Raw genomic sequence first — 23495 nt, 5'->3', positions numbered from 1 at the left:
CCTGACAAGGGCCGCGATCCTGCCCGGCCCCTGCCTTGCGCGTCCCGGACTTGCCGGCCCCACTCCGAAAAGCCGCCCCGCGATCAGGCGCGCGTGACCACCAGCGTCGACCATTCGCCCAGATCGTCGCGACGCTCCAGCGCAAGACCGCCGGCGGCATAGGCCGCGACGACCTCATCGGCCTGGGTGGTCAGAATCCCCGACAGGATCGCCCGCCCGCCATGCGCGACATAGCGCGCCATATCCGGCACAAGGTCGATCAGCGGCTGTTTCAGGATATTGGCAAAGACAAGGTCATAGGGCGCCGCGCCCTCGATCAGGGGTTGGTCGAACCCCACGGCCTCGACGCATTCCACCCGCCCGTCCAGTCCGTTGGCCAGCACATTGGCGCGCGCGACATCGACCGCCATCGGGTCGATATCCCCGGCCAGCACGGTGACCGGAAAGACCCGCGCCGCCGCCATCGCCAGAACGGCGGTGCCACAGCCGATATCGACGATGCGCTGCGGCGCGATCCCGGCACCGATCAGCCGGTCCAGCGCCAGCAGACAGCCCTTGGTGGTGTTGTGATGGCCGGTGCCAAAGGCCATCGCCGCCTCGATCAACAGCGCCTCGGCGCCCTCGGGGATCTTGTCGGCATCATGGCTGCCATGGACAAAGAACCGGCCGGCCTCGACCGGGCTGAGTTCGCGTTTCACATGCGCGACCCAATCCACCTCGGGCAATTCCGAGATGACAAAGGGCTCGGCGCCCCAGGCCGCCGCCAGCAGCGCCAGCGCGATCTCGTCGGGGCGTTCGGTAAAGTAGAGCCCCACCTCCCAACGGTCGCTGCCGTCCTCGATCTCGAAGACGCCGCTGCCGACGGGTTCGGGGGTCATGCCCTCGGCCAGTTCGCAAAGCGCCTCGGCCGCATCGCGTCCGGCGGTATGGGTCAGCGCGGTCCAGGTCGACATCAGCTATCCTCGGCAAAATCCCTGAGATGGGCCTGTATGCCCGTCCCGCGCAGCCCGCAATAGCCATCGGGATAACGGTCCAGATATTGCTGATGATCCTCTTCGGCGGGATAGAAGGGGCCGGCGGCCACGATCTGGGTGGTGATGTCGGGATAGCCCCCCACCGCCAGCCGGTTGCCGTAATCCACCTTGCTGCGTTCCGCCGCGATACGCTGGCTGTCGTTGAAATACATGATGAGCGAGCGGTACTGATCGCAGATATCATTGCCCTGGCGATTGCCCTGGGTCGGGTTGTGGTTTTCCCAGAAGACCTGCAACAGCCGCTCATAGCTGACGCGCGAGCTGTCATAGATCAGGCGCACCACCTCGGCCTGACCGGTGCCGCCGGCGCAGACCTGCTTATAGGTCGGATTGGGCACGGTCCCGCCGGCAAAGCCCACCTCGGTCAGCCAGACCCCGTCCTGCTGCCAGAACAGGCGCTCGACACCCCAGTAACAGCCCATGCCAAAGATCGCCTGATCAAAGCCCTTGGGCATCCCGGCATCCAGCGGGCGGCCATAGATCCGGTGAAGTGGCGCGGTCATGGTGGCATCCTTTCGAAAGCGGTTGCGGCAAATCTAGGTACGCGACTAGCCTGTTGCAACGCCGCGACCGGCCCGCCGGTTCTCTGGGCCGGACATCAACAGGACGGGATCGACGCCATGCGACAGGGGACACGGAACCTGATCACCGATATTGCCGGCCTGCGCGTCGGCAATGCCCGCGACGACGGCCTGCGCTCGGGGGTGACGGTGCTTTTGGCGGATCGGCCGCTGGCCTGCGGGGTCAATGTCATGGGGGGCGCCCCCGGCACGCGCGAGACCGATCTGCTGGCCCCCGACAAGATGGTGCCGGCGGTCGATGCGCTGGTCCTGTCGGGCGGCTCGGCCTTCGGGCTTGCGGCCTGCGATGGCGTCGCCGAGGGGCTGCGCGCCATGGGCCGGGGGTTTCAGGTCGGCCCGGTGCGGGTGCCCATCGTGCCGGGCGCCATCGTCTTCGACCTGCTGAACGGCGGTGACAAGGATTGGGGCGCGAATCCCTATCCGGGGCTGGGACGCGCCGCGCTTTCCGCCGCCGCGCCCGATTTCGCCATCGGCAGCGAAGGGGGCGGGACCGGCGCGCTGACTCATCGCTGGAAGGGCGGGCTGGGTTCGGCCTCGGCGGTGCTGGACTGCGGCATCACCATCGGCGCGCTGGTGGTGGTGAACGCGCTGGGTTCGGTCACCGCCGGCAGCGGGCGGCAATTCTGGGCCGCGCCATATGAGCTGGGCGACGAATTCGGCGGCCTTGGGTTGAACGGGCCCTATGATCCCGGGCATGAACCGCAAGCCACAAAGCGGCTGGGCGAGGCGACGACCATCGCCATCGTCGCGACCGACGCGGCGCTCGACAAGGCCGGGCTGACCCGGCTGGCCACGGCGGCACAGGACGGCATGGCGCGCGCCATTCTGCCCAGCCACACCCCCTTTGACGGCGATCTGGTCTTTGCGGTTTCGACCGGGGCGCGCCCCCTGCCCGATCCGGCGATAACGCCCTTTGCGCTTGGCCATGCGGCTGCCTGTGTGCTGGCGCGGGCGATTGCGCGCGGCGTCCATGCCGCAAGCCCGCGCCCCGGCGACCTGCAACCCTGCTGGTCGGGTGCGGGGACCGACCCGCGCTGATCCACGACGGAAAAGGGGTCCCCCGAAAAAAAGCGGCGCGCCAGGCGCGCCGCAGTTCGAGATCGCCAAGAGGGAATACCTGACGATTGACCGTCCAACGCGCGGCGCGGCCCCCCGGATCCATCACGTTTCGATGATGCGGCCGCAAACGGGCTTTCGCTTGCTTTGTCACGGCAAAAGCGCAAGTTTGCCCTGGTCATGCCGCGAAGGAGTCCGATCATGAACAAACAGCCGACCGACCTGAGGATGCTTCTGAAAGATCCCTCGCTGTTGCAGACCCGCGCCTATGTCGCCGGCGAATGGATCGACGCCGATGACGGCACGACATTCCCCGTGGTGAACCCCGCGCGCGGCGACATCATCGCCGAGGTCGCCGATCTTTCGCGCGCCGAGGTGGCCCGCGCCATCGCGGCCAGCGCCGCCGCGATGAAGGAATGGGCCGCCCGCACCGGCAAGGAACGCGCGCAGATCATGCGCAAATGGTTCGATCTGATGATGGAAAATCAGGACGATCTGGGCCGCATCCTGACCGCCGAAATGGGCAAGCCCCTGCCCGAGGCCAAGGGCGAGATCGCCTATGGCGCCAGCTTCATCGAATGGTTCGGCGAAGAGGCCAAGCGCATCTATGGCGAAACCATCCCCGGCCATATGCGCGACAAGCGTCTGACCGTGATCAAACAGCCCATCGGGGTCGTGGCCTCGATCACGCCGTGGAATTTCCCCAATGCGATGATCACCCGCAAATGCGGCCCCGCGATCGCCGCAGGCTGCGGCTTTGTCGGCCGCCCCGCCGCCGAGACGCCGCTTTCCGCGCTGGCTCTGGCGGTGCTCGCGGAACGCGCCGGCATCCCCAAGGGGCTGTTCAGCATCGTCACCTCGTCGCGATCCTCGGATATCGGCAAGGAGTTTTGCGAAAACCCGCTGATCCGCAAGCTGACCTTCACCGGCTCGACCCAGGTCGGGCGGATCCTGCTGCGTCAGGCCGCCGATCAGGTGCTGAAATGCTCGATGGAGCTGGGCGGCAACGCGCCCTTCATCGTCTTTGACGACGCCGATCTGGATCAGGCGGTCGAGGGCGCGATGGCGTCGAAATTCCGCAATAACGGCCAGACCTGCGTCTGCGCCAACCGCATCTATGTGCAGGCCGGCGTCTATGACGCCTTTGCCGCCAAGCTTGCGGCGGCGGTCGACAAGCTGCGCGTCGGCGACGGCTTTGCGGATGGGGTGACCACCGGCCCGCTGATCACCGAAAAGGCCGTCGAAAAGGTCGAAGAGCACATCCAGGACGTTCTGGCCGGCGGCGGCAAGGTCGTCACCGGCGGCAAGCGCAAGGACGGGCTGTTCTTTGAACCGACCGTCGTCACCGGCGTGACCGATGACATGCTGGTCGCGACCGAGGAAACCTTTGGCCCGCTTGCCCCCCTGTTCCGGTTCGAAACCGAGGAAGAGGTGATCGAGAAAGCCAATGCCACGATCTTTGGCCTTGCCAGCTATTTCTATGCCCGCGACATCGGCCGCATCACCCGCGTGCAGGAAGGGCTGGAATACGGCATCGTCGGCGTGAACACCGGCATCATCTCGACCGAGGTCGCGCCCTTTGGCGGGGTCAAGCAATCGGGCCTTGGCCGCGAAGGCTCGCATTACGGGATCGAGGATTATCTGGAACTGAAATATATCTGCCTGTCGATCTGATCGATCTGATCGGGCGGCAGGTCAGGCAATCGGCGCGGCCCGGGCTTCCTCGGGCCGCCGCAGATAAAGCCCGCCCATCATCGGCGCGACGCCGCACCGCCAGGCCAGCAGCGCAAGGACAACCGCCGCGTGACCGTCATTCGCGCCGGGGCCCGCGGATTCCAGAAGCATCGGCGCCTCATTCCGACCGGACGGGACACCACGCGCCGCATGCCGTCAATCCGGCCTGCGGCTGCATATTGTGCTGAAACGGATCAAGGATTTCAGCCGGAATACCGGCGGCGCGCAGCAGGCCAGCGGAAAGCTGCGCCTCGTGCCGGCGATGGGCATGGGCGGCCACCACCGGACCGCCCGATGCCAAGGCCGTGGCCTTAGTTGTCGTCGTCGTCCTCATCATCCGCGTCGGGCAGATTGAAGAAGCTGTCGGCGTCCAGATTGTCGTCCCGGGCCGGCTTATCGTCGTCATCGCGGCTCAGGCTGAAGTTTTCCAGCCCGGCGATGGCGCTCGGCAGGCGCGGCTCGTCCGACATCGCAAGCGAGGTCTCGGTGGACAAAAGCTTGCGACGGTCGTCATCGGTCATCGCACCACCCTCGGCCGCCTTGCGTTTGGCGGCCTTTTGCACGGCGGCGTCCAGCTCGGACTGTTTGGCAAGGCCAAGCGCGACCGGGTCGATGGGCTGGATGTTCTGGATGTTCCAATGCGTGCGGTCGCGGATCGAGGCGATGGTCGGCTTGGTCGTGCCCACCAGCTTGGCGATCTGCGCATCCGCCAGTTCGGGGTGGAACTTGACTAGCCACAGGATCGCCGCCGGGCGGTCCTGACGCTTGGACAGCGGGGTATAACGCGGGCCGCGACGCTTTTCCTCGCCTTCGGCGGCGGGGTTGTGCTTGAGCTTCAGCTTGTAGCGGGGATCCTTTTCGCCCTTCTGAATCTCGACAGCGTCAAGCTGGTTCGAGGCGATCGGGTCGAAACCCTTCACACCCGCCGCCACATCGCCATCCGCGATGCCCTGCACTTCCAATTCGTGCATGCCGCAGAAATCGGCGATCTGCTTGAAGCTCAGCGTCGTGTTATCGACCAGCCAGACTGCGGTGGCCTTGGCCATCAGCGGCTTGTTCATGACCTTCTCCTTAACAATACTCTACCGGCCGGGGAAAACGGCTTTCGGCGGATGCCATCCATTTTCAGGGGATTGGCGGGGTATATATGCCGGTCAGGGCGCAAAATAAAGCCTGAATCTCGTGGCGCGGGGAATCGTGGCGCGATAGGGTCGCGACCATGAGAACCCTCGCCCTGCTCGCCGCCCTGCTGCTTTTGTCCGTTTCCGCGACCGCCCAGTCGGTAGCCCGTCAGTCCGCGGCCGGTCAGTTCGATTACTATGTCCTGTCGCTGAGCTGGTCGCCGAGCTGGTGTCGCGCCGAAGGCAAGGATGGCGATCCCGGCCAATGCGCATTGGGTCGCCGCACCGATTTCGTCGTGCATGGACTCTGGCCGCAATATGAACGCGGCTGGCCGCAGGATTGCCGCAGCGCGGCCCGCGACCCCGCGCGCCGCGAGACCCGCGCCATGGCCGATGTCATGGGCTCATCCGGTCTTGCCTGGTATCAATGGAAAAAACACGGACGCTGTAGCGGACTTTCGGCGCAGGATTATTTCAAGCTGGTCCGGGACGCGGCACAGACAATCACGATCCCCGATGTGCTGCGCGGGCTCGACCGCGATGTGCGGCTGCCCGCCAAGGTGATCGAAGACGCGTTCATCGAGGCGAATCCCGGCCTGACCCGGGATGGCATCACCGTCACCTGCCGCGACCGCGCACTGCAAGAGGTGCGCATCTGCATGACATCCGATCTGGAACCGCGCAGCTGCGCCCCGGATACGAGCCAGGATTGCACGGGCAGTTTTCTGATGCCTGCGCCGCGATGATGGCACGGGCCGGACTGCCTCCGGCGGGGATATTTGAACATGGAAGAGGGCATTAACCGAATCTCAATGTTTCGCGGCCATTCTGGCATTGCGGAACAGGCGGGGACGCCGATGGCCGCCATGGAAGACGCCACACCCCGGCCCTTTGCTCCGGCGGGCGGGGTGTGTGCGCCCTTCTTTCATGTTCAAATATCCCCGCCGGAGGCATCCTGAGGGATCGGCTCGCACCCCCGGCCTAGTTCACGGCCGAGACCTGCAACAGGATATTGCCGATATGCCCGCTGCTTTCCATGCGCCGATGGGCGTCGACCGCGTTCAACAGGGCAAAGCTGCTGTCGATCACCGGACGCACCGCACCGCCGACGATCAGCGGCCACAGCTTTTCTTCGAGTTGGCGCGCGATGCGCGCCTTGGCGCGTTCCGATTGCGGGCGCAGCGTCGATCCGGTCAGCGTCAGACGCCGCGCCATCACCTGGGCAAAGTTGATCTCGGCCTTGGCGCCGGCCAGAAAGGCGATCATCACCAGCCGGCCGTCATCTGCCAGACTTTTGATATTGCGGGCGATATAGTCGCCCCCGACCATGTCGAGGATCAGATCGGCGCCGCCGGCCTTGCGCATGACGGTGACGAAATCGGCCTCGCGATAGTTGATCGGATGCGCGCCCAGCTCGGCGCAGGCCGCGCATTTCTGTTCCGATCCGGCGGTGGCCCAGACCACGGCGCCCAGCGCATGCGCCACCTGGATCGCCATGGTGCCGATCCCGGACGAACCGCCATGGACCAGAAAGCGTTCGCCCGCCCGCAGGCGGCCGCGCATGACCACATTGGACCAGACCGTGAATGCGGTTTCGGGCAAGGCGGCGGCGCTGCGCAGGTCCAGTCCCGCAGGAACCGGCAGGGCATGATCGGCGGCACAGATCGCGAATTCGGCATAGCCGCCTCCGGGCAGCAGCGCACAGACCGGATCGCCCGGCCGCCATCGGCTGACCCCGGGGCCGACGGCGGCCACCACACCCGAACATTCAAGCCCCGGCAGATCCGAGGCGCCGGGCGGCGGCGCATAGGATCCCGCCCGCTGCAAGACATCCGGCCGGTTCACCCCGGCCCAGGCCACCCGGATCAGGATCTGGCCATGCCCGGCGACCGGCACGGGGCGGTTCACCGGCCTGAGAACCTCGGCGCCGCCGGGGGCCGAGATCTCGATGGCCTGCATGAGATCGGGGATCATCCATCCCCTCCCTCGGTGGCGGCGGGGCCGGGCGCGCGGCGGGATCCGGGATCACGGGCTCCGGGACGGCGGATCCAGCCCGTCGCCGCCTGCGTCAGCGCCGAAACCCCGGGCACCTTGGAAATCCGGGCCTTGGCCGTTTCGAACCGCATCACGCCCTCGATCCGCCGATCCAGAAAGGCCCGCGTGTCCCCGGCATCGGGGGAATCGTCGCCCAGCCAGTAAAGCACCGTGGCGCCATATACCGCCGACAGGGTGGTCCGCTTGGAATACCAGTTCACGTCCTGCGAGCGATCGCCCAGCCCGTCCCAGATCGCATCGACGGTTTCCCAGACCAGCCGCGCGCCCAGCCCCATGTTCTGCGGCAGCGCCAGAACGGTGGCGCCGGCCCGGGCCAGTTCGCGATTGCTCAGCGACAGGCGCTGCATCACCGCCTGCGAGATGCGGTCGCGGAAACGTCCCTCGGGCGGGGTGCGGGCCAACCACTCGCGCAGCGCGGCATCGCCCCGCCGGTGATAGGCCGCGGCCAGATCCGCGCCGCCGCGCGGCAGATAGACCCGGGCGAGGTCGCGCCCCATGCCGATATCCTGCGCGCCCGCGGCGATCGCGCGATCGCCCATGCCGTCGAACACGACATGGTTCAGCGCCGCATCGATCAGGCGCTCTTTGTCGTCCACCATGCAGTTTCCCCTCATGCCAAAGCAGAACCCGGAAAATCTGGACAAAAGCGATTCGCCCTGCTAGAAGGCCGCGTCCTGCAATTCAGCTCAACTTTAACCTAGGAAGGTGGTGACAACCACATGCAGGTAAGTGTTCGCGACAATAACGTCGAACAAGCGCTTCGCGCCCTGAAGAAGAAACTTCAGCGCGAGGGGGTGTTCCGTGAAATGAAGCTCAAGCAGCATTTCGAGAAACCCTCGGTCAAGAAGGCCCGTGAAAAGGCCGAGGCCATCCGCCGCGCCCGCAAGCTGGCGCGCAAAAAAGCGCAACGCGAAGGCGCGCTGTAAGACAAGCGACCACATTCGGTTCAGAAAACCCCCGCTTGCCGGGGGTTTTCTTTTGCCATGCCAGGGCGCGCTGCGGACCGCTGCGCCGCCCTTGGCCGATGATCGGCGGCGGCGCTATTTTCCACCATCCATGAGGAATGCGGTGATTGCCCCGGATAGCGCCTGATGGATGTCTGCGCGAGCCTGTGCCGACCCGCCACAAAGCGACGCATCGCCCTCATCTTCGCGCAGGATATCCGGCCCGGCCTTGGTGCAAACCGCGAATGCATCGAAAACCGAGGCATTGGGAAAGGCGATGTCTTGATCGACCGAAAGTACGCCGGCATTGCCGTCCGGCTTTCCCAGCGAAATCAGCATCGTGGCAGCATCCGGCCTGGCCGCCACGAAAGCAGGGATATATTCCGGGGCGATGGCAACGACAGAGGTGACACGGGGATCCGGGATCAGCCGCGCCAGCCCCTGGCGGCTGGTTTGGGTCATGGCTACGCCTTGCGCCGCATACCAACCGCAATCCGCGCCCTGTTTCGCGCCATCCGCGTCGCAGGATCGCATATATCGGTCGACATCCATTTTTGCGCCGCCGACGGACAGGGCCGAGGTCGCACCAAGCGCAAAGCCCACAACGGAAATCCCGTCCTGATTGATCCGGGCGCGCCACCCCTCATCACCCAGCATCAGGTCAATGGCACGGCTGATATCTGCCGGTCGCCGCCATATTTCATCCAGCGCGGCGACCCCATCTTTCGGGCGCGGCGCATTCACCTCGACCACGACAAAACCCGCGCGGGCAAGGGATGCACCAAGCCATGCCCCGGAATCGGCGGCCGACCGCAGGCCGCCATGCGACAGCACCACCAGAGGCAGGCGCGTTTCCGGCAAGGCGGCACCCAAAGCGGCAGGCGCACCCTGAAAAACAGCGTTTCCGCCAATGGTCGCCGATGCCGGTTCAGCCGTCGGATACCAGATCGACAGTGCAAGCGGCCGCGCGTCATCCGAAGCGCCGGAAAGATAGGCGATACCGGCCGATGTGTCGGCAATGGCAGGCCCGGCGGTCAGGATCAACGCCAGAAAATGACCGAGTTTCATATCATGGCTCCGTAACGAAAGATGGACAGCGCAGGCAATCCTGCGCCCGGGGCAATGACGACGCCATCCCGCGAAAACCCTGCCGGCATGGGTGAAGGACGCCGCCTTTTTCACGCGCCAGCCCTTGCCCCCTAAACCGGCAGCGCGGTCGTGAACGCCACCGTGCGCAGCGAAAAGGACGAATGCATCTGTGCGACGCCGGGCAGCTTCGCCAGCCGCTGGCGATGGATGCGGGCGAAATCGTCGGTGTCCCGGGCCACCACCTTCAACAGATAGTCGGCCGACCCCGCCATCAGATGGCATTCCAGCACGTCGGGAATGGTGCGGACCGCGCGCTCAAAGGCCTCAAGCAGTTCATCGGCCTGACCCGCAAGGGTGATCTCGACAAAGACCGTGGTCGGACGTTCCAGCTTGCGCGCATCCAGCAGCGCGACATAGCCCCGGATCACGCCCACCTCCTCCAGCCGCTGAACGCGCCGGTGACAGGCGCTGGCCGATAGCCCGACCGCCGAGGCCAGATCGGCATTGGTCATCCGGCCATCGCGTTGCAGCACGGCCAGAATGCGGCGATCCGTTGCGTCGATTTCAATCATTGACGAATATCCCTGCGTATTATTCCGAATTATCGGTGATTTATTCGAACATAGCCATGACCGGCGCACGGTTTAAGAAAAAATGCGATCCGCACTGTGTCACCATCGCATCACATGTGAGGAGGAACACAATGAAAATCGGATGTCCCACAGAAATCAAACCGCAAGAGTTTCGCGTCGGCCTTACGCCCGAGGCGGCACAAGAGATCGTGTCGCGCGGTCATGAGGTGCTGATCCAGGCCGGCGCGGGCAACGGATCGGGCTTTCCCGATGCCGATTACATGGCCGCCGGCGCGCGCATCCTGCCCGATGCGAAGGCCGTTTTTGATCAGGCGGACATGATCGTCAAGGTCAAGGAACCGCAGGCCCCCGAACGCGCCATGCTGCGCAAGGGGCAGATCCTGTTCACCTATCTGCATCTGGCCCCGGACCCCGACCAGACCCGGGACCTGCTGGCCAGCGGCGTCACCGCCATCGCCTATGAAACCGTGACCGATGCGCGGGGCGGTCTGCCGTTGCTGGCGCCGATGTCCGAGGTGGCGGGCCGGCTTGCGCCGCAGATGGGCGCATGGACCCTGCAAAAGGCCAATGGCGGCTCGGGCGTGCTCATCGGGGGTGTGCCGGGCGTGCGGCCGGCCAATGTGCTGGTCGTCGGCGGCGGTGTGGTCGGCACGGCGGCGGCGCGCGTCGCGGTCGGCATGGGCGCGAATGTCACCGTGCTGGACCGCTCGATCCCGCGGCTGAGCTATCTGGACGATGTGTTCATGGGCCGGCTGACCACGCAATACGCGACCAAGGGCGCCATCGCCGAATTGCTGCCCAGTGCGGATATGGTGATCGGCGCGGTACTGGTCCCGGGGGCCGCGGCGCCCAAGCTGGTGACGCGGGCGCAGCTTTCGCTGCTCAAGCCCGGCTCGGCGCTGGTGGATGTGGCCATCGATCAGGGCGGCTGCTTTGAGACCTCGCGCCCGACCACCCATCAGGACCCGGTCTATGCGGTCGACGGCATCATGCATTACTGCGTGGCCAATATGCCCGGCGCGGTGCCGCAGACCTCGACCCGGGCGCTGGGGAACGCCACGCTGCCCTTCGTGCTGGCGCTGGCGGGCAAGGGCTGGCGTCAGGCGCTGCGCGACGACGCGCATCTGCGCGCGGGGCTTTCGACGCATGAAGGCGTGCTGACCTCGGGGCCGGTGGCCGAGGCGCTGGGGCTGGACTGGACCGCGCCCGAAGCGATCATCGGCTGACATGAAAAGACCGGCGCGGGGATGGCCCGCGCCGGTCAGTTTGCATTCCGTGACGATGATCAGGCGCGATGGGATCAGGCGCGATGGGCGCGCAGTTCGTCGCGGATCTGAACCAGCAGCTCTTCCTGGGTCGGGCCGGCGGGCGGCGCGGCCTCTTCCTCTTTTTTCTTGGTGGTGGCCGACTGGACGCGGTTGACCGCCTTGACCAGCAGGAACACCGCCCAGGCGATGATCAGGAAGTTGATGACGGCCGACAGGAACGAGCCATAGGCAAAGACCGAAGCACCGGCATCGCGTGCGGCCTGCAAGCTGGCGCCGGCCGGCACCTCGCCCTTGAGCACCAGATAATGGGCGCTGAAATCCGTACCACCGGTCAGCAAACCGATGATCGGGTTGATCAGATCGGCGACCAGCGAATTCACGATGGCCGTGAACGCAGCACCGATGATGATACCGACAGCAAGGTCGATGACATTGCCGCGGGCGATGAATTCCTTGAATTCCTTGAACATGGTCTTACCTATTCCAACCTGTTGCGCGTGTTCTTGCGACAGTTGCCATATCACGCCCACCTCATGCAAAGAAAGAGATTTCAGGAGCGAACATGACGGCACTTTCCGACTTTCCGATCACCCGCCGCTGGCAGCCCAAGCGCCCCGACGTGATCCAGCTTTACACGCTGAACACGCCCAATGGCATCAAGACCTCGGTCATGCTTGAGGAATGCGGACTGGACTATGACGCCCATCGCATCAGCATTTCCGACCCCGAGGACCAGTTTACCCCGGAATTCCTGTCGCTGAATCCCAATAACAAGATCCCCGCGATGCTGGACCCGAACGGGCCGGACGGTGCGCCCATCGGCATCTTCGAGACCGGCGCGATCCTGATCTATCTGGGCGACAAGACCGGCAAATTCTTGCCGAAATCGGGCGCCGCGCGCTATCACACCCTTCAATGGCTGATGTGGCAGATGGGCGGGCTGGGGCCGATGTTCGGTCAGGTCGGCTTTTTCCACCGCTACAAGGGCAAGGAAATCGAGGATCCGCGTCCCCGCACCCGCTATTACAACGAGGCGCGGCGTCTGCTGGGCGTGCTGAACAAACAGCTTGAAGGCCGCGACTGGATCACCGGCGAATATTCCATCGCCGACATGGCCGTGGGGCCGTGGCTGCGCACCGTGCGCGTGAATTACGAGGCCGAGGCCGAAACCGGCATGGACGGCATGGCCAATGTTCAGGCCTATCTGGACCGTTTCCTGGCCCGTCCCGCCGTTCAGCGCGGCATTCTGGTCGGCGCGGCCTGAGCCACGCGGCGCGCGGCCCGAATCGGGGCCGCGCCGCCTATCCGCATTGATCCCCGGGCGTGCAGATCACGCCCAGTTCGGCGATCAGCGCGGCCATGCCGTCATCGCGGCCCTGGACCGCCGGGCCGCACAGATAGCTGGTGTGATCGGCCAGATAGGCCGCCATGGGTTTGCGCCAGTCGTCCGATATCCCCACCATCTGTTCGGCGGTATAGACCATATATTCGACATAGGCCGAATAGGCCGTCCGCTGGGTTTCGTCGCGGATCGCGCAGTAATCGGCATTGGCCAGTTCCGGTTTCTGCACCGTCAGATTCAGGAATTCGCGATAGATTTCCCGCCCCGTCTGATCGCGCTGGATCAGGTCGGCCTGACCGACCTGATAGGGAATGACCACCAGCGCGGTCAACGCGGCAAAGGCGGTGGCGATGGCGCCAACCGCGCCCAGCGCCTCGGAATTTCGGGTCAGCCAGTCGCGCAAGATCACACCTTTGGCTGTTCGTGGGTGGCGCAATGGATGCCGCCGCCGACCTCGCCCACGGCATCGATGTTCAGCATCACCACCTCGCGGCCGGGATAAAGCTTGCGCAGGATCCGCGCCGCCTCGCGGTCGGCATCGCGGTCGCCGAACTGCGCGGCGATCACCCCACCGTTGCAGACATAATAATTGACGTATGAGGATACGAAATCGTGGCTGTCCACGCGAATATCATAGGGCTCGGGCAGCTCGACCAGTTCCAGCTTCTTGCCCCGGGCGTCGGTCGCGGCCGCCAGAATGTCATAGGTCCGGGCCGCGGCGACCGACCAGGGATCGTCGGGATCGACCTTTTCGCCGATCTGGATCAGCACCTGCCCCGGTTTGACGAACCGCGCCAGCGCGTCGATATGGTAATCGGTGATGTCGGCGCCCTTGATCCCCGGCGCCCAGATCGTCTTTTTCGCCCCCATGGTCGCAAGCAGCATCGCCTCGACCCGGGCCTTGTCGCCCTTGTTGCGGTTCTTGTTGATAAAGGTGCTTTCATGGGCGATCAGCGTGCCGTGACCGTCGGTCTCGACGCCGCCGGCCTCGCCCACCAGCCCGGCGTCGAACACCTTAAGGCCCATCCGTTCCGCCACACGGGCCGCGATCAGGCCGTCATTGCCATGGACCTGTTTGCCGCCCCAGCCGTTGAAATTGAACTGCGTCACCGCCAGCCCGCCCTTGCCGTCGATCACGAACGAGGGGCCGGAATCGCGGCACCACAGATCATCGGTCGGGATGTCCCACAGCTCGACCGCGCCCGAGACCAGCTTGCGGATCGCCTTGTGATGATCCTTGGCGGCCAGCATCACCACCGGCTCGAACTCGGCGATGGTATTGGCGATATCGGCGATCGTGCCTTGCAGATCGGCCAGAAAATCCGGGTCGTCATGGACTTTGCGGTTCACCGGCCATTGCATGAAGGTGCGTTCATGCGGATCGGTTTCCTCGGGGTACCAGAAACCGGCGCTGGCGGCGGATTGCGCGCCAAGGGCGCTGCCGCCCCAAAGCGACATGCCGCCGGCGGCGGCGGCGGAACGAAACAGGCTGCGGCGGGACATCATCGAAAAAACCTCACATCGGGAACACCGCCATCTAGAGCGGGCGGCGCGGGGCGACACAATAGGTGACCTGCGCGCCCAACCGGCCCGCGCGCCGGGTGCCCGCGACCCCGGGCGCCTTGTTCAAGCACCTTGCACGGCACCGCGCAGGGCGCAATAGTGGGTCGAAACCCAGAAAAATCATCGCATTGGCCCCGATACAATGGTTCGCCGCAAACGTCTGTTCCAGCCCGCCAACTCGGCCCGCATTCTGGTCGGGCATCGGCGCAGCCCGGCAAGCGACTATCTTTTGGCGACGATTCTGGCCTTTGTCGCGGGGGCGGCCAATGCCGGCGGCTTTTTCGCGCTGGGGCAATATACGTCGCATATGACCGGCTATCTGTCACAGATCCCCGACCATCTGGTCGGCGGCGATCTGGCCATTGCCGGCATCGCCGCGCTGGCCATCGGCGCCTTTGTCGCCGGGGCGGGGTTCAGCAGCCTGTTGATCAACTGGCTGCGCTGGCGCAGCGGGCGGCGCCATTACGCCGCCGCCATCGCCGTGCAGGGGGTGTTTCTGTTGTGCTTTGCCTCGGGCGGGCTGTTCACCGGCCCCTTGGGGCGGCTTTGGGCGCTGGCCTGTCTGTGCTTCATCATGGGCATGCAGAACGCCACCATCACCAAGATTTCCCATGCCCGCGTGCGCACCACCCATGCCACCGGCATGATCACCGATATCGGGATCGAGCTGGGCCGGGCGCTGTGCCATCGGCTGTGGCCCGGATCGGGCGTGCGCCCCGACGCGGTCAAACTGCGCATCCTGTGGACGCTGGTCGGCGCGTTTCTGACCGGCGGCATTGTCGGCGCGCTGGGTTATGCCACCATGGGTTTTCTGTTTTCGCTGCCGCTGGCGTTCATCCTGTTGGGGATCTCGGTCCCCGCGCTGCCGGCGATCAAATGGCGCGCGCGGGGCCCGCGCGGCGGTCAGTCCTGAGCCCAGCTCTCGTGAAAGATCATCTGCTCCAGGGGATGGCGTTTCGCCCAGCCGCGCGCCTGCAATTCCGGCTGATCGTAAAGTTCGCGGACATGGCCAAGACAGAGATAGGCCACCGGCACCACATGATCCGGGATGTTCAGAATGGCGCGCAGATCGGCGTCGCGGATTATGCTGACCCAGCCAACGCCGATGCCTTCGGCGCGGGCGGCCAGCCACAGGTTCTGGACCGCGCAGGCCGTCGAATACAGATCCGTGTCGCGGTCATGCGTGCGCCCCAGCACCACCGCACCCCCGCGCGTGCGGTCGCAGGTGATGCACAGATTGACCGGCGCCTCGGTGATGCCTTGCAGTTTCAGCTGTGAATAAAGCGCCTGTCGTTCGGGCGGGAACATCGCCCGCGCCTCGTCATTGGCGCGGTCAAAAGCGGCACGGATGTCGCGCCGCACCGCGTCGCTGCGGATGACGATGAAATTCCACGGCTGCATCAACCCGACCGAGGGCGCGGCATGCGCGGCCCCCAAAAGCCGCATCAGCACCTCGTCGGGGATCGGATCGGGCAGGAATTGCCCGCGCACATCGCGCCTTTCGTGAATGGCGCGGTAAACCGCGTCGCGTTCGGCCCCGGAAAAGGGGCGGGCGGGACCGGGCTGCGGGGGATTGGGGTGGGATATGTCATCGCTCATGTCCCCATTCCTGCCCTTTCTGGTTCCGCCCGGCGATGCGGCCTAGGCGCGCAGCACGCCGCCCGTGGCCTTGCCGACCTTTTCGACGATCTTCGCGGCCACGGCCTCGATCTCGGCATCGGTCAGGGTCTTGTCCCGGGGTTGCAGCCGCGCGGTGATGGCGATGGATTTCTTGCCACCTTCCAGCCCGGTAAACTGATCGAACACGGTCACCCGCTCGATCAGCGCCTTGTCGGCGCCGGCGGCGGCATTGACGAGCGTCAGCGCCTCGACATTCGCATCGACGACAAAGGCAAAGTCACGCTCGACCGCCTGCAAATCCGACAGCATCAGCGCGGGCCGCGACGGCGTGCGGGTTTTCGGCAGGGGCACATTGGCAACATGGATGGTAAAGCCGACCGCCACGCCCTTGATGCCGAAATGGCGCAGGACGCGGGGGTGGATCTCGCCGAAACTGGCCAGCAGGTTCGGCCCCAGCGCGATATTGCCCGCCCGCCCCGGATGCCACCAGCCGGCCAGCTTGCGGTTGATCTGGGCCTTGGCGGGCGCGCCGATGGCGTTCAGGATCGCCTCGGCATCGGCCTTGGCGTCATAGATGTCGACCTTGCGCCGCGAGGCATAGGGATCGCGCGCGGCATTCGAGCCGACCAAAAGGCCCGACAGATGCAGGTCCTGTTCGCCCGGCTCACCGCCCAGAAAGACCGGCCCGCATTCAAACAGCGCCAGATCGGCGAAACCGCGCGCCTGATTGCGCGCCGCCGCCGCCAACAGACCGGGCAGAAGGTCGGGACGCATATGCGTCATCTCGCTGCTGATCGGGTTTTCGATGCGCACGGCATCCGCGCCGCCGCCAAAGAACGCGGCCGAGGGCTGGTCGATAAAGCTGTAGGTCACGCATTCATTGTAACCCAGACCCGCCGCCATCCGCCGGGCGATGCTTTCGCGCCGTTGCAGGGGCGTCAGCACCGGTTGCGGCACGCCCGGGCGCGGGCGCGGCAAAGGCTGGCCCTGCAATTTCGTCAGGCTGGCGATGCGGGCGACCTCTTCGACCAGATCGGCGCTGCCCTGCACATCGGGGCGCCAGCTGGGAACAAAGGCCTGATCCCCCTCAAGCCGGAAACCCAGCGCGGTCAGCGTGCGGCGCTGTTCGGCTTCGGGGATGTCCATGCCGACCAGACTGATCACGCGGGCCGGGTCCAGCGCATAGCTGCGCGCGGTATCGGGGACGCGGCCCGCGGTCACCACCTGAGACGCCTCGCCACCGCAGAGATCAAGGATCATCCGCGTCGCCAGTTCCAACCCGGGCTGGGTGAATGCCGGGTCCACGCCGCGTTCGAACCGATAGCGCGCATCGGAATTGATTTTCAGCGCGCGCCCCGTCGCCGCGACCGAAATCGGATCCCAATAGGCGCTTTCCAGAAACACGTTCACCGTGTCCTCGGTACAGCCCGAAACCTCGCCGCCCATGATGCCGGCAATGCTTTCGGGGCCGGTCTCGTCGGCGATGATCATGGTGCCGGGGGCAAAGGCATAGGTCTTGCCATCCAGCGCCAGAAGCGTCTCACCCTCGGCCGAGGGGCGCACGACCAGATCGCCCTTGACCTTGTCCGCGTCAAAGACATGCAGCGGCCGGTTCAGGTCATAGGTAAAGAAATTGGTGACATCGACCAGCGCGTTGATCGGGCGCAGCCCGATCGCCCTGAGCCGCTTTTGCAGCCATTCGGGCGAGGGGCCATTCCTGACGCCACGGATCACGCGGCCGGAAAAGAACGGCGCCTTTTCGGCCAGTTCCGGGGTGATGCGGATGCCGATGGACGAGGGGAAACCGCCCGCCACCACCGTATCCGCGACCGGCTTGAGCACACCCAGACCGCGCGCCGCCAGATCGCGGGCAATGCCATGGACCCCCAGCGCATCGGGGCGGTTCGGGGTGATCTTGATCTCGATCACCGGGTCGATGGAATCGGGGCGGTTCGCTGCCAGCCAGTCGACGAATTTCTGCCCGACCTCGCCCGAGGGCAGTTCGATAATGCCGTCATGTTCCTCGGACAGCTCAAGCTCGCGTTCGGATGCCATCATGCCGTGGCTTTCGACGCCGCGGATCTTGCCCACGCCCAGCGTGACATCGATGCCGGGGACGTAATCGCCGGGCTTGGCCAGCACCACGGTGATGCCTGCGCGGGCGTTCGGGGCGCCGCAGACGATCTGCTTTTCGCCCTCATCCGTCATCACGCGACAGACCCGCAGCCGGTCGGCATCGGGGTGCTGTTCGGCATGCAGAACCCTGGCCAGGGTAAAGGTCGCAAGCTTTGCCGCCGGATCGGTCACGCCCTCGACCTCAAGCCCAAGATCGGTCAGCGCCTCGGTGATCTGCGCAAGCGTGGCGGTGGTGTCGAGATGCTCCTTGAGCCAGGAGAGGGTGAATTTCATGTCTGCGGCCCCGTGACGTTTGGCGTCCCATAACCCATGGCGCGGCGGAATGGTAGGGTGGCGCGGCCCGCAGCCGCCCCCGCTATGCCGCCGTCAAGGCGCCCGTTCCGGCGGCCGCAAATATCCTGCCCGCCCGGTCTTGTCGGCGGTCCCGGGCGCCCCATATGTAAATGGCATTAACATGGACAAGGGGCCAATGGACACGCAACGGGAAATCCTGATCGAACAGCGGGTGACGAATGACGCGAAATCGCCGCTGGTCGCCTATCTGCTGCTGATCTTTCTGTGGGGGCTGGGCGTACACCGGATGTATCTGGGCCGCTGGATCAGCGGCATCCTGATGGCGGTGCTGTGGGGTCTGGGCTGGTTGACCGCGCCGATCCTGATCGGCTGGCCGATCCTGGGGCTGGTCTGTCTGTGGGTGATCATCGACATGTTCCTGATCCCCGGCATGATTCAGGATGACAAGGACGATATCCGCCGCAGGCTTGGCTCCGAGCTGTGGTAGGGGCGCGGGCGGCCCCCGGGCCGCCTAGCCGGTGAACAGCCCGACGGTCACGAAGAGCGCGCCCGCCACCAGCCAAGCCGGCTTGTGGCGCGGCCCAAACGCCGCGAAAAGCAGGCAGGGCAGCGCCAGAAACCACGGCCAGAACCGCGCCATGGCCGGCCCCGCCCCCGTCAGCCATGCCGGCGCGAACAGCGCCAGCACATAGCTGATCAGCGCCAGCAGTCCGAAATAGGCCGCCGTCGCCAACCCGACCTCAAGCACCACATGTTCGGCCCGGTCGCTGTTCCAGCGATGGGGTCGCCGCAGATAGCTGCGCGACAGAACGATGATGGTCGCGGCCAGAAAGCTGGCCGTGGTCAGCCCCAGAATCGGCAAGAGAAACACTTGCGTGATGGCGGCCGCGACATGGCCAGAGCCATCGACGCGCCCGACATCGACAAGGCTGAACAAGCTGATTGAGGCCATGAAGGCCGAGGCATAGGTGGTAAGCTTGGTGAGGTCGGACATGCTGGCCCCTTGGCTGGCGTGGCGGGCTGGGATTCTGTGGGCCACAATAGCCGGGGCGCGCGGGACTGTCATCCGAGAGCGGCGCGGACCGGCGGCATGCGGCGAAACTTGGCACAGGGGGAAATGGGGTGGAAACGGCGATGGTCGTCCCGGGGGTCGTGCTGATCTGTGGCACGGCGCTGTGGCTGTGGGAACTGGCGCGCGGAAAGATCGCCGCGCGACTGATGATCGTCGCGCTGTGGCTGGTGCTGCCGGCGATGAGCATCATCACCGGGGTGCCATGGGTTCATGTCATGGGCGCGGCGACGGTGATGATGGGGTTGTGGGTTTATGCGCGCGGGGGAGGGTGGTGATCGGTATAGCGGCTTTGGGTCATGCCAGGGCAAGACCTGCCCGATCCGCCCCGCGAAATGCGGCGCTCGTCAGGATGCCGGGACTTACGGATGTGCTGAAAGATCAAGGGCAGCGCCCGACCGAGGTGGGGGCAAAGCCCCCGCCGTGGGGGCGGGCGGGGGCTGCCCGTCGTGCCGACGGGCCGGATGGGAGTGGCGGTAAAGTAACAACTTAATCTTTGATCCGCCCCGAAACCGTAGTATCTAGGGGATAGGAAATCCGCGAGATTTTACCTCTGCTTTAGCGTAATCCATGGCGGTTTCGAAAAGCATACGAAGGGCCATTCCACCGGCAACTCCCGCCGCTTCTTTAGTTTTCTTCCAGATAGAATTAGTGCGAGTAACCTCTAGGAATTCATGACCGCTCATGGTGATCCTAGCAAATCTGACTTCCAGATCATCCCCATCGAGATATGGGCCATCATACGCTGATGAAATTTCAATAAACTGACCATCGCGCAAGGCTAAAATAGTTGCAACCTCTTGCTCGGAAAGGTCCGCTGGTTTGTTATCAAGAGGTATACCTGAGAGAGGCGCCTTTTCCTCTATTGAATACTCTTGAAGCGCCCATCTTTCATTTTTGTTGCCATACTCATCTTGTTGAACGCGACAAATCTCAACATAAACCAATGGCACCTTCTCAAGACGGCGCATCATATCCCGATAATTGTCGGGAGTGAGCCTCACCTGCTCAGCCCCCCCGCCACACTCGGCACATCGCCCGCCGCAAACCCGTAATGCCGCAGCCAGCGCAGGTCGCTTTCAAAGAACGCGCGCAGATCGGGGATGCCGTATTTCAGCATCGCGATGCGGTCGATGCCCATGCCAAAGGCAAAGCCCTGCCATTCGCTCGCATCGATCCCGCCGGCGGCCAGAACCTTGGGATGGACCATGCCGGAACCAAGGATTTCCAGCCACGAATCCCCCTGTCCGATGGTCAGCTTGCCGCCTTCCCATGAACAGCGGATATCGACCTCGGCCGAGGGTTCGGTGAACGGGAAATGCGATGCGCGGAACCGCAGCTCGACCTCGTCGATTTCAAAGAACGCGCGGCAGAATTCCTCAAGCGTCCATTTCAGGTTCGCCATGGAAATGTCGCGGCCAAGCGCCAGCCCCTCGACCTGATGGAACATGGGGGTATGGGTCTGATCCATGTCCATGCGATAGACGCGGCCCGGACAGATGACGCGGATCGGCGCGCCGCTGGCCTGCATGGCGCGGATCTGCACCGGGCTCGTGTGCGTGCGCAGGACGTGCGGCGGACGCAGATCGCCCTCAGCGCGGGCCATGAAAAAGGTGTCATGCTCTTGCCGGGCGGGGTGTTCGGGCGGGATGTTCAGGGCGTCGAAATTGAACCAGTCGCTTTCGATCTGCGGCCCTTCGGCCACCGAAAAGCCCATATCGGCAAAGATCGCGGTGACTTCCTCGGTCACCTGGCTGACCGGATGGATGCTGCCCATGGGGCGCGGACGCCCGGGAAGGGTCACGTCCAGCCATTCGTCCTTCAGCCGGGCGTCCAGCGCCGCATCCTCAAGCCCCTGTTTGCGGGCGCGCAGCGCGGTGTCGATCTCGTCACGCAGGCGGTTCAGGGCGGCGCCGGTGGTCTGGCGTTCCTCGGGCGTCATGCGGCCCAGTTCCTTCATCATGCCGCTGATCTCGCCCTTCTTGCCAAGGGCGGCAAGGCGCACCTGTTCCAGCGCATCGGTATCCGGGGCGGCCGAAACGCGGCTGAGATAGGACTGGCGAAGGGTATCGAGGTCGGACATGGGCGGCTTTCCTTGCGGTTCCCGCGCGGATTAGCACGCGCGGGACGCCGGGAAAAGCCTCAGCGGGCCAGCGTGTCCGCGACCAGCTCGGCCGGGCGGCACAGACGCACGCCACCCGGACCGCAGACGATGGGCCGTTCGACCAGAACCGGATTCTCGACCATGGCGGCCAGGATGGTTTCGTCATCGGTGCCGATCAGCCCGCGCTCAGCGGCGTCGGTGCCCTTGGCCCGCAAAGCCTGCGCGGGCGTGACGTCGGCCGCCGCGAACAGGCCCAGCAATTGCGCCCGGGTCCAGCCGGCGACCACATAGTCGATGACCACGGGATCATGTCCAGCATCGCGGATCATTTGCAGCACCTTGCGAGAGGTGCTGCAAGTCGGTTTGTGATAGATGGTGATCAAGGCTTCATTTCCAGATGGTTCTGCTGACGCCCGGGGCGATTTCCGGGTGCTCGGACAGGTGGAAAGTGGGGTTTTTCCCCTCGCGCCGCTGGCGCAGATAGTCCTGCGTCACATAGGCGACGGTTCCCGACAGCGCGACGATGGCGATCAGGTTGATCGTCGCCATCAGCCCCATCGAGGCGTCGGCGAAATCGAACACCGTCTGCACCTGCTGGATCGCGCCCCAGACCACCATGGCCAGCACGCCCGCGCGCAGCGCCAGCACCGGCCCCTGGCTGCCATGGCCCAGGAAGATGATGGCGTTTTCCGCATAGGCGTAGTTGCCGATGATCGAGGTGAAGGCGAAGAAAAAGATCGCGATGGCGACGAAGTAATGGCCGAAGCTGCCGAAATGCTCACCCAGCGCCGCCTGCGTCAGCACCACACCGGTGTTGGTTTCCGACGGGATCGCCCCCGACAACAGGATCATGATCGCCGTGGCGGTACAGACCAGAATCGTGTCGATGAACACGCCCAGCGCCTGCACGAAGCCCTGGCTCGACGGGTGATGCGGATCGGGCACCGCGACCGCGGCGATATTGGGGGCCGAACCCATGCCGGCCTCGTTCGAGAACAGGCCGCGCTTGACGCCGTTCAGCATCGCCGCGGCCATGCCGCCCATGACGCCGCCCGCCGCCTCTTGCAGGCCAAAGGCCGAGGCGATGATATGGCCCAGAACGCCCGGAACCTCGGTGATATTGGTGATCAGCACCCAGATCGCCGCCAGCAGATAGGCGCCGGCCATGAAGGGCACGACGATTTCCGCCACCCGCGCGATCTGCGGGATGCCGCCAAAGATGATGATCGCGGTCAGCACGGCGATGCCGATGCCCACCCAAAGCTTGCTGATGCCAAAGGCCCCGGCCGCCGCCTCGGCGATCGAATTCGACTGCACGGCGTTGAAGATCAACCCGAACGCGATGATCAGCGCCACGGCAAAGATCGCCGCCAGCCACCCCTGCCCCAGCCCCTTCTTGATGTAATAGGCGGGACCCCCGCGATACATGCCGCCGGGACCGTGTTCCTTGTAAAGCTGGGCCAGCATCGATTCCGAATAGGCCGTGGCCATGCCGACCAATGCCACCATCCACATCCAGAAGATCGCCCCCGGACCGCCCAGCGTGATCGCCACAGCGACCCCCGCGATATTGCCGGTCCCGACACGGCTGGCCAGCGACACGGTCAGCGCCTGAAAGGGCGAGATGCCGTCCTTGTCCACCTCGCGCGAGCCGATGACGCACCGGAACATTTCGCGGAAATGGACGAACTGGATGAACTTCAGCCGAACGGTGAAATAGATGCCGACGGCCAGCAGGCCATAGATCAGCACATATCCCCAGAAGATCGTATTCAGGAAATTGATCCGACATTCTCCAAGTGGCCTGCCGCTTGACTTCAAGATCGCCTGATTTTGCTCGCTGGGCAAGCGTTTTTCGCCCCGAGCGGTGTCTGTCGTCGCGCAAACGGCCG

At 64.9% G+C, this 23495-nt stretch carries 27 protein-coding genes; 9 read left to right on the top strand and 18 right to left on the bottom strand.

Annotated features, from left to right (window positions below):
• Nucleotides 1–83 precede the first annotated feature (83 nt).
• Nucleotides 84–953 carry a 50S ribosomal protein L11 methyltransferase gene (locus tag ACFOMH_RS02525; RefSeq protein WP_374425199.1) on the bottom strand — a complete coding sequence of 290 codons (870 nt, stop codon included), beginning with the start codon at nucleotides 951–953 and terminating at the stop codon, nucleotides 84–86.
• Nucleotides 953–1537 carry a peptide-methionine (S)-S-oxide reductase MsrA gene (gene msrA / locus ACFOMH_RS02520; protein ID WP_377742412.1) on the bottom strand — a complete coding sequence of 195 codons (585 nt, stop codon included), beginning with the start codon at nucleotides 1535–1537 and terminating at the stop codon, nucleotides 953–955. The genes ACFOMH_RS02525 and msrA overlap by 1 nt, the downstream gene beginning before the upstream one ends.
• A 117-nt stretch (nucleotides 1538–1654) precedes the next feature.
• Here msrA and ACFOMH_RS02515 point away from each other — a divergent pair, with 117 nt between their 5' ends.
• Complete coding sequence (locus ACFOMH_RS02515; protein ID WP_377742410.1) at nucleotides 1655–2653, top strand: P1 family peptidase; 999 nt, start codon at nucleotides 1655–1657, stop codon at nucleotides 2651–2653.
• Between the two features lie 219 nt (nucleotides 2654–2872).
• Nucleotides 2873–4345, top strand: coding sequence for an NAD-dependent succinate-semialdehyde dehydrogenase (locus tag ACFOMH_RS02510; RefSeq protein WP_374425196.1), 1473 nt, complete (start codon nucleotides 2873–2875; stop codon nucleotides 4343–4345).
• 21 nt (nucleotides 4346–4366) lie between these two features.
• On the opposite strand, the gene ACFOMH_RS02505 is transcribed toward ACFOMH_RS02510, so the two are convergent.
• Together ACFOMH_RS02505 and ACFOMH_RS02500 are read right to left on the bottom strand one after the other, a co-directional pair.
• Complete coding sequence (locus ACFOMH_RS02505; RefSeq protein WP_377742408.1) at nucleotides 4367–4516, bottom strand: hypothetical protein; 150 nt, start codon at nucleotides 4514–4516, stop codon at nucleotides 4367–4369.
• A 200-nt stretch (nucleotides 4517–4716) separates the two neighbouring features.
• Nucleotides 4717–5466 (bottom strand): DUF1013 domain-containing protein, encoded by a 750-nt coding sequence (locus ACFOMH_RS02500; RefSeq protein WP_374425194.1) that lies wholly within the window; start codon nucleotides 5464–5466, stop codon nucleotides 4717–4719.
• A gap of 158 nt (nucleotides 5467–5624) precedes the next feature.
• Here ACFOMH_RS02500 and ACFOMH_RS02495 point away from each other — a divergent pair, with 158 nt between their 5' ends.
• The gene (locus tag ACFOMH_RS02495; protein WP_377742407.1) at nucleotides 5625–6272 is read left to right on the top strand and encodes a ribonuclease T2 family protein; all 648 of its coding nucleotides are present in this window, start codon (nucleotides 5625–5627) and stop codon (nucleotides 6270–6272) included.
• Nucleotides 6273–6507: 235 nt separating this feature from the next.
• On the opposite strand, the gene ACFOMH_RS02490 is transcribed toward ACFOMH_RS02495, so the two are convergent.
• Together ACFOMH_RS02490 and ACFOMH_RS02485 are read right to left on the bottom strand one after the other, a co-directional pair.
• Nucleotides 6508–7500: an NAD(P)H-quinone oxidoreductase gene (locus ACFOMH_RS02490; protein ID WP_377742406.1), complete on the bottom strand. Its 993-nt coding sequence runs from the start codon at nucleotides 7498–7500 to the stop codon at nucleotides 6508–6510.
• Nucleotides 7497–8180 (bottom strand): COQ9 family protein, encoded by a 684-nt coding sequence (locus ACFOMH_RS02485; RefSeq protein ID WP_377742404.1) that lies wholly within the window; start codon nucleotides 8178–8180, stop codon nucleotides 7497–7499. Before ACFOMH_RS02485 ends, ACFOMH_RS02490 begins: the two co-directional genes overlap by 4 nt.
• A gap of 120 nt (nucleotides 8181–8300) precedes the next feature.
• Here ACFOMH_RS02485 and rpsU point away from each other — a divergent pair, with 120 nt between their 5' ends.
• Nucleotides 8301–8507, top strand: coding sequence for a 30S ribosomal protein S21 (gene rpsU / locus ACFOMH_RS02480; protein ID WP_010398727.1), 207 nt, complete (start codon nucleotides 8301–8303; stop codon nucleotides 8505–8507).
• Between the two features lie 114 nt (nucleotides 8508–8621).
• Here rpsU and ACFOMH_RS02475 read toward each other — a convergent pair whose 3' ends face one another.
• Both ACFOMH_RS02475 and ACFOMH_RS02470 read right to left on the bottom strand, forming a co-directional pair.
• Nucleotides 8622–9593 (bottom strand): alpha/beta hydrolase family protein, encoded by a 972-nt coding sequence (locus tag ACFOMH_RS02475; RefSeq protein ID WP_377742402.1) that lies wholly within the window; start codon nucleotides 9591–9593, stop codon nucleotides 8622–8624.
• A 131-nt stretch (nucleotides 9594–9724) separates the two neighbouring features.
• Entirely contained in the window at nucleotides 9725–10186 is a 462-nt protein-coding gene (locus tag ACFOMH_RS02470) for an Lrp/AsnC family transcriptional regulator (RefSeq protein ID WP_374425188.1), read from the bottom strand.
• 131 nt (nucleotides 10187–10317) lie between these two features.
• Between ACFOMH_RS02470 and ald the strand changes: the two genes are divergently transcribed.
• A complete protein-coding gene (gene ald, locus ACFOMH_RS02465; protein ID WP_377742401.1) occupies nucleotides 10318–11433 on the top strand; it encodes an alanine dehydrogenase in 1116 nt (371 codons plus the stop codon).
• Between the two features lie 74 nt (nucleotides 11434–11507).
• On the opposite strand, the gene mscL is transcribed toward ald, so the two are convergent.
• On the bottom strand, nucleotides 11508–11945 hold the full coding sequence (mscL, locus tag ACFOMH_RS02460; protein ID WP_374425186.1) for a large conductance mechanosensitive channel protein MscL: 438 nt from the start codon (nucleotides 11943–11945) through the stop codon (nucleotides 11508–11510).
• A gap of 92 nt (nucleotides 11946–12037) precedes the next feature.
• Here mscL and ACFOMH_RS02455 point away from each other — a divergent pair, with 92 nt between their 5' ends.
• Nucleotides 12038–12739: a glutathione S-transferase C-terminal domain-containing protein gene (locus tag ACFOMH_RS02455; protein WP_374425185.1), complete on the top strand. Its 702-nt coding sequence runs from the start codon at nucleotides 12038–12040 to the stop codon at nucleotides 12737–12739.
• Between the two features lie 37 nt (nucleotides 12740–12776).
• Here the strand turns inward: ACFOMH_RS02455 and ACFOMH_RS02450 are convergent, their stop codons facing one another.
• Entirely contained in the window at nucleotides 12777–13220 is a 444-nt protein-coding gene (locus tag ACFOMH_RS02450; protein WP_377742399.1) for a hypothetical protein, read from the bottom strand.
• 2 nt (nucleotides 13221–13222) lie between these two features.
• Entirely contained in the window at nucleotides 13223–14323 is a 1101-nt protein-coding gene (locus ACFOMH_RS02445; protein WP_377742398.1) for an agmatine deiminase family protein, read from the bottom strand.
• A gap of 199 nt (nucleotides 14324–14522) precedes the next feature.
• On the opposite strand from ACFOMH_RS02445, the gene ACFOMH_RS02440 reads away from it, so the two are divergent.
• The gene (locus tag ACFOMH_RS02440) at nucleotides 14523–15293 is read left to right on the top strand and encodes a YoaK family protein (RefSeq protein WP_377742397.1); all 771 of its coding nucleotides are present in this window, start codon (nucleotides 14523–14525) and stop codon (nucleotides 15291–15293) included.
• On the opposite strand, the gene bluB is transcribed toward ACFOMH_RS02440, so the two are convergent.
• Both bluB and pheT read right to left on the bottom strand, forming a co-directional pair.
• Nucleotides 15284–15979, bottom strand: coding sequence for a 5,6-dimethylbenzimidazole synthase (bluB, locus tag ACFOMH_RS02435; protein WP_377742395.1), 696 nt, complete (start codon nucleotides 15977–15979; stop codon nucleotides 15284–15286). The two genes, ACFOMH_RS02440 and bluB, sit on opposite strands and share 10 nt — an antisense overlap.
• Nucleotides 15980–16021: 42 nt before the next feature.
• Complete coding sequence (gene pheT, locus ACFOMH_RS02430; protein ID WP_377742393.1) at nucleotides 16022–18409, bottom strand: phenylalanine--tRNA ligase subunit beta; 2388 nt, start codon at nucleotides 18407–18409, stop codon at nucleotides 16022–16024.
• A gap of 196 nt (nucleotides 18410–18605) precedes the next feature.
• Here pheT and ACFOMH_RS02425 point away from each other — a divergent pair, with 196 nt between their 5' ends.
• Nucleotides 18606–18917, top strand: a complete 312-nt coding sequence (locus ACFOMH_RS02425) for a TM2 domain-containing protein (RefSeq protein ID WP_374425179.1) — start codon at nucleotides 18606–18608, stop codon at nucleotides 18915–18917.
• A 24-nt stretch (nucleotides 18918–18941) separates the two neighbouring features.
• Here the strand turns inward: ACFOMH_RS02425 and ACFOMH_RS02420 are convergent, their stop codons facing one another.
• A complete protein-coding gene (locus tag ACFOMH_RS02420; RefSeq protein WP_374425178.1) occupies nucleotides 18942–19424 on the bottom strand; it encodes a hypothetical protein in 483 nt (160 codons plus the stop codon).
• 128 nt (nucleotides 19425–19552) lie between these two features.
• On the opposite strand from ACFOMH_RS02420, the gene ACFOMH_RS02415 reads away from it, so the two are divergent.
• The gene (locus ACFOMH_RS02415) at nucleotides 19553–19777 is read left to right on the top strand and encodes a hypothetical protein (RefSeq protein ID WP_377742390.1); all 225 of its coding nucleotides are present in this window, start codon (nucleotides 19553–19555) and stop codon (nucleotides 19775–19777) included.
• Between the two features lie 243 nt (nucleotides 19778–20020).
• Here the strand turns inward: ACFOMH_RS02415 and ACFOMH_RS02410 are convergent, their stop codons facing one another.
• Genes ACFOMH_RS02410 through ACFOMH_RS02395 form a run of 4 tightly spaced genes read right to left on the bottom strand, consistent with a single transcriptional unit; the run spans nucleotide 20021 to nucleotide 23355 of the window.
• Nucleotides 20021–20473 carry a DUF2513 domain-containing protein gene (locus ACFOMH_RS02410; RefSeq protein ID WP_377742389.1) on the bottom strand — a complete coding sequence of 151 codons (453 nt, stop codon included), beginning with the start codon at nucleotides 20471–20473 and terminating at the stop codon, nucleotides 20021–20023.
• A 26-nt stretch (nucleotides 20474–20499) separates the two neighbouring features.
• Nucleotides 20500–21582, bottom strand: a complete 1083-nt coding sequence (pheS, locus tag ACFOMH_RS02405; protein WP_377742387.1) for a phenylalanine--tRNA ligase subunit alpha — start codon at nucleotides 21580–21582, stop codon at nucleotides 20500–20502.
• Nucleotides 21583–21641: 59 nt separating this feature from the next.
• Nucleotides 21642–21986, bottom strand: coding sequence for an arsenate reductase family protein (locus tag ACFOMH_RS02400; protein ID WP_377742385.1), 345 nt, complete (start codon nucleotides 21984–21986; stop codon nucleotides 21642–21644).
• A 4-nt stretch (nucleotides 21987–21990) separates the two neighbouring features.
• The gene (locus tag ACFOMH_RS02395) at nucleotides 21991–23355 is read right to left on the bottom strand and encodes an alanine/glycine:cation symporter family protein (RefSeq protein WP_377742384.1); all 1365 of its coding nucleotides are present in this window, start codon (nucleotides 23353–23355) and stop codon (nucleotides 21991–21993) included.
• Nucleotides 23356–23495 lie beyond the last annotated feature (140 nt).

Origin of the sequence: Paracoccus mangrovi, from assembly GCF_042648425.1 — a bacterium.
Lineage (GTDB): Bacteria > Pseudomonadota > Alphaproteobacteria > Rhodobacterales > Rhodobacteraceae > Paracoccus > Paracoccus mangrovi.
The sequence above is the reverse complement of the archived record's forward strand: the minus strand, read 5'-3'. Positions and strand labels throughout refer to the sequence as shown.

Bases quoted from the DNA above. Each gene is read 5' to 3' on its own strand.
- ACFOMH_RS02525 (WP_374425199.1), bottom strand. From the start codon at position 953: ATGTCGACCTGGACCGCGCTGACCCATACCGCCGGACGCGATGCGGCC.
- msrA (WP_377742412.1), bottom strand. From the start codon at position 1,537: ATGACCGCGCCACTTCACCGGATCTATGGCCGCCCGCTGGATGCCGGG.
- ACFOMH_RS02515 (WP_377742410.1), top strand. From the start codon at position 1,655: ATGCGACAGGGGACACGGAACCTGATCACCGATATTGCCGGCCTGCGC.
- ACFOMH_RS02510 (WP_374425196.1), top strand. From the start codon at position 2,873: ATGAACAAACAGCCGACCGACCTGAGGATGCTTCTGAAAGATCCCTCG.
- ACFOMH_RS02505 (WP_377742408.1), bottom strand. From the start codon at position 4,516: ATGCTTCTGGAATCCGCGGGCCCCGGCGCGAATGACGGTCACGCGGCG.
- ACFOMH_RS02500 (WP_374425194.1), bottom strand. From the start codon at position 5,466: ATGAACAAGCCGCTGATGGCCAAGGCCACCGCAGTCTGGCTGGTCGAT.
- ACFOMH_RS02495 (WP_377742407.1), top strand. From the start codon at position 5,625: ATGAGAACCCTCGCCCTGCTCGCCGCCCTGCTGCTTTTGTCCGTTTCC.
- ACFOMH_RS02490 (WP_377742406.1), bottom strand. From the start codon at position 7,500: ATGATCCCCGATCTCATGCAGGCCATCGAGATCTCGGCCCCCGGCGGC.
- ACFOMH_RS02485 (WP_377742404.1), bottom strand. From the start codon at position 8,180: ATGGTGGACGACAAAGAGCGCCTGATCGATGCGGCGCTGAACCATGTC.
- rpsU (WP_010398727.1), top strand. From the start codon at position 8,301: ATGCAGGTAAGTGTTCGCGACAATAACGTCGAACAAGCGCTTCGCGCC.
- ACFOMH_RS02475 (WP_377742402.1), bottom strand. From the start codon at position 9,593: ATGAAACTCGGTCATTTTCTGGCGTTGATCCTGACCGCCGGGCCTGCC.
- ACFOMH_RS02470 (WP_374425188.1), bottom strand. From the start codon at position 10,186: ATGATTGAAATCGACGCAACGGATCGCCGCATTCTGGCCGTGCTGCAA.
- ald (WP_377742401.1), top strand. From the start codon at position 10,318: ATGAAAATCGGATGTCCCACAGAAATCAAACCGCAAGAGTTTCGCGTC.
- mscL (WP_374425186.1), bottom strand. From the start codon at position 11,945: ATGTTCAAGGAATTCAAGGAATTCATCGCCCGCGGCAATGTCATCGAC.
- ACFOMH_RS02455 (WP_374425185.1), top strand. From the start codon at position 12,038: ATGACGGCACTTTCCGACTTTCCGATCACCCGCCGCTGGCAGCCCAAG.
- ACFOMH_RS02445 (WP_377742398.1), bottom strand. From the start codon at position 14,323: ATGATGTCCCGCCGCAGCCTGTTTCGTTCCGCCGCCGCCGCCGGCGGC.
- ACFOMH_RS02440 (WP_377742397.1), top strand. From the start codon at position 14,523: ATGGTTCGCCGCAAACGTCTGTTCCAGCCCGCCAACTCGGCCCGCATT.
- bluB (WP_377742395.1), bottom strand. From the start codon at position 15,979: ATGAGCGATGACATATCCCACCCCAATCCCCCGCAGCCCGGTCCCGCC.
- pheT (WP_377742393.1), bottom strand. From the start codon at position 18,409: ATGAAATTCACCCTCTCCTGGCTCAAGGAGCATCTCGACACCACCGCC.
- ACFOMH_RS02425 (WP_374425179.1), top strand. From the start codon at position 18,606: ATGGACACGCAACGGGAAATCCTGATCGAACAGCGGGTGACGAATGAC.
- ACFOMH_RS02420 (WP_374425178.1), bottom strand. From the start codon at position 19,424: ATGTCCGACCTCACCAAGCTTACCACCTATGCCTCGGCCTTCATGGCC.
- ACFOMH_RS02410 (WP_377742389.1), bottom strand. From the start codon at position 20,473: ATGATGCGCCGTCTTGAGAAGGTGCCATTGGTTTATGTTGAGATTTGT.
- pheS (WP_377742387.1), bottom strand. From the start codon at position 21,582: ATGTCCGACCTCGATACCCTTCGCCAGTCCTATCTCAGCCGCGTTTCG.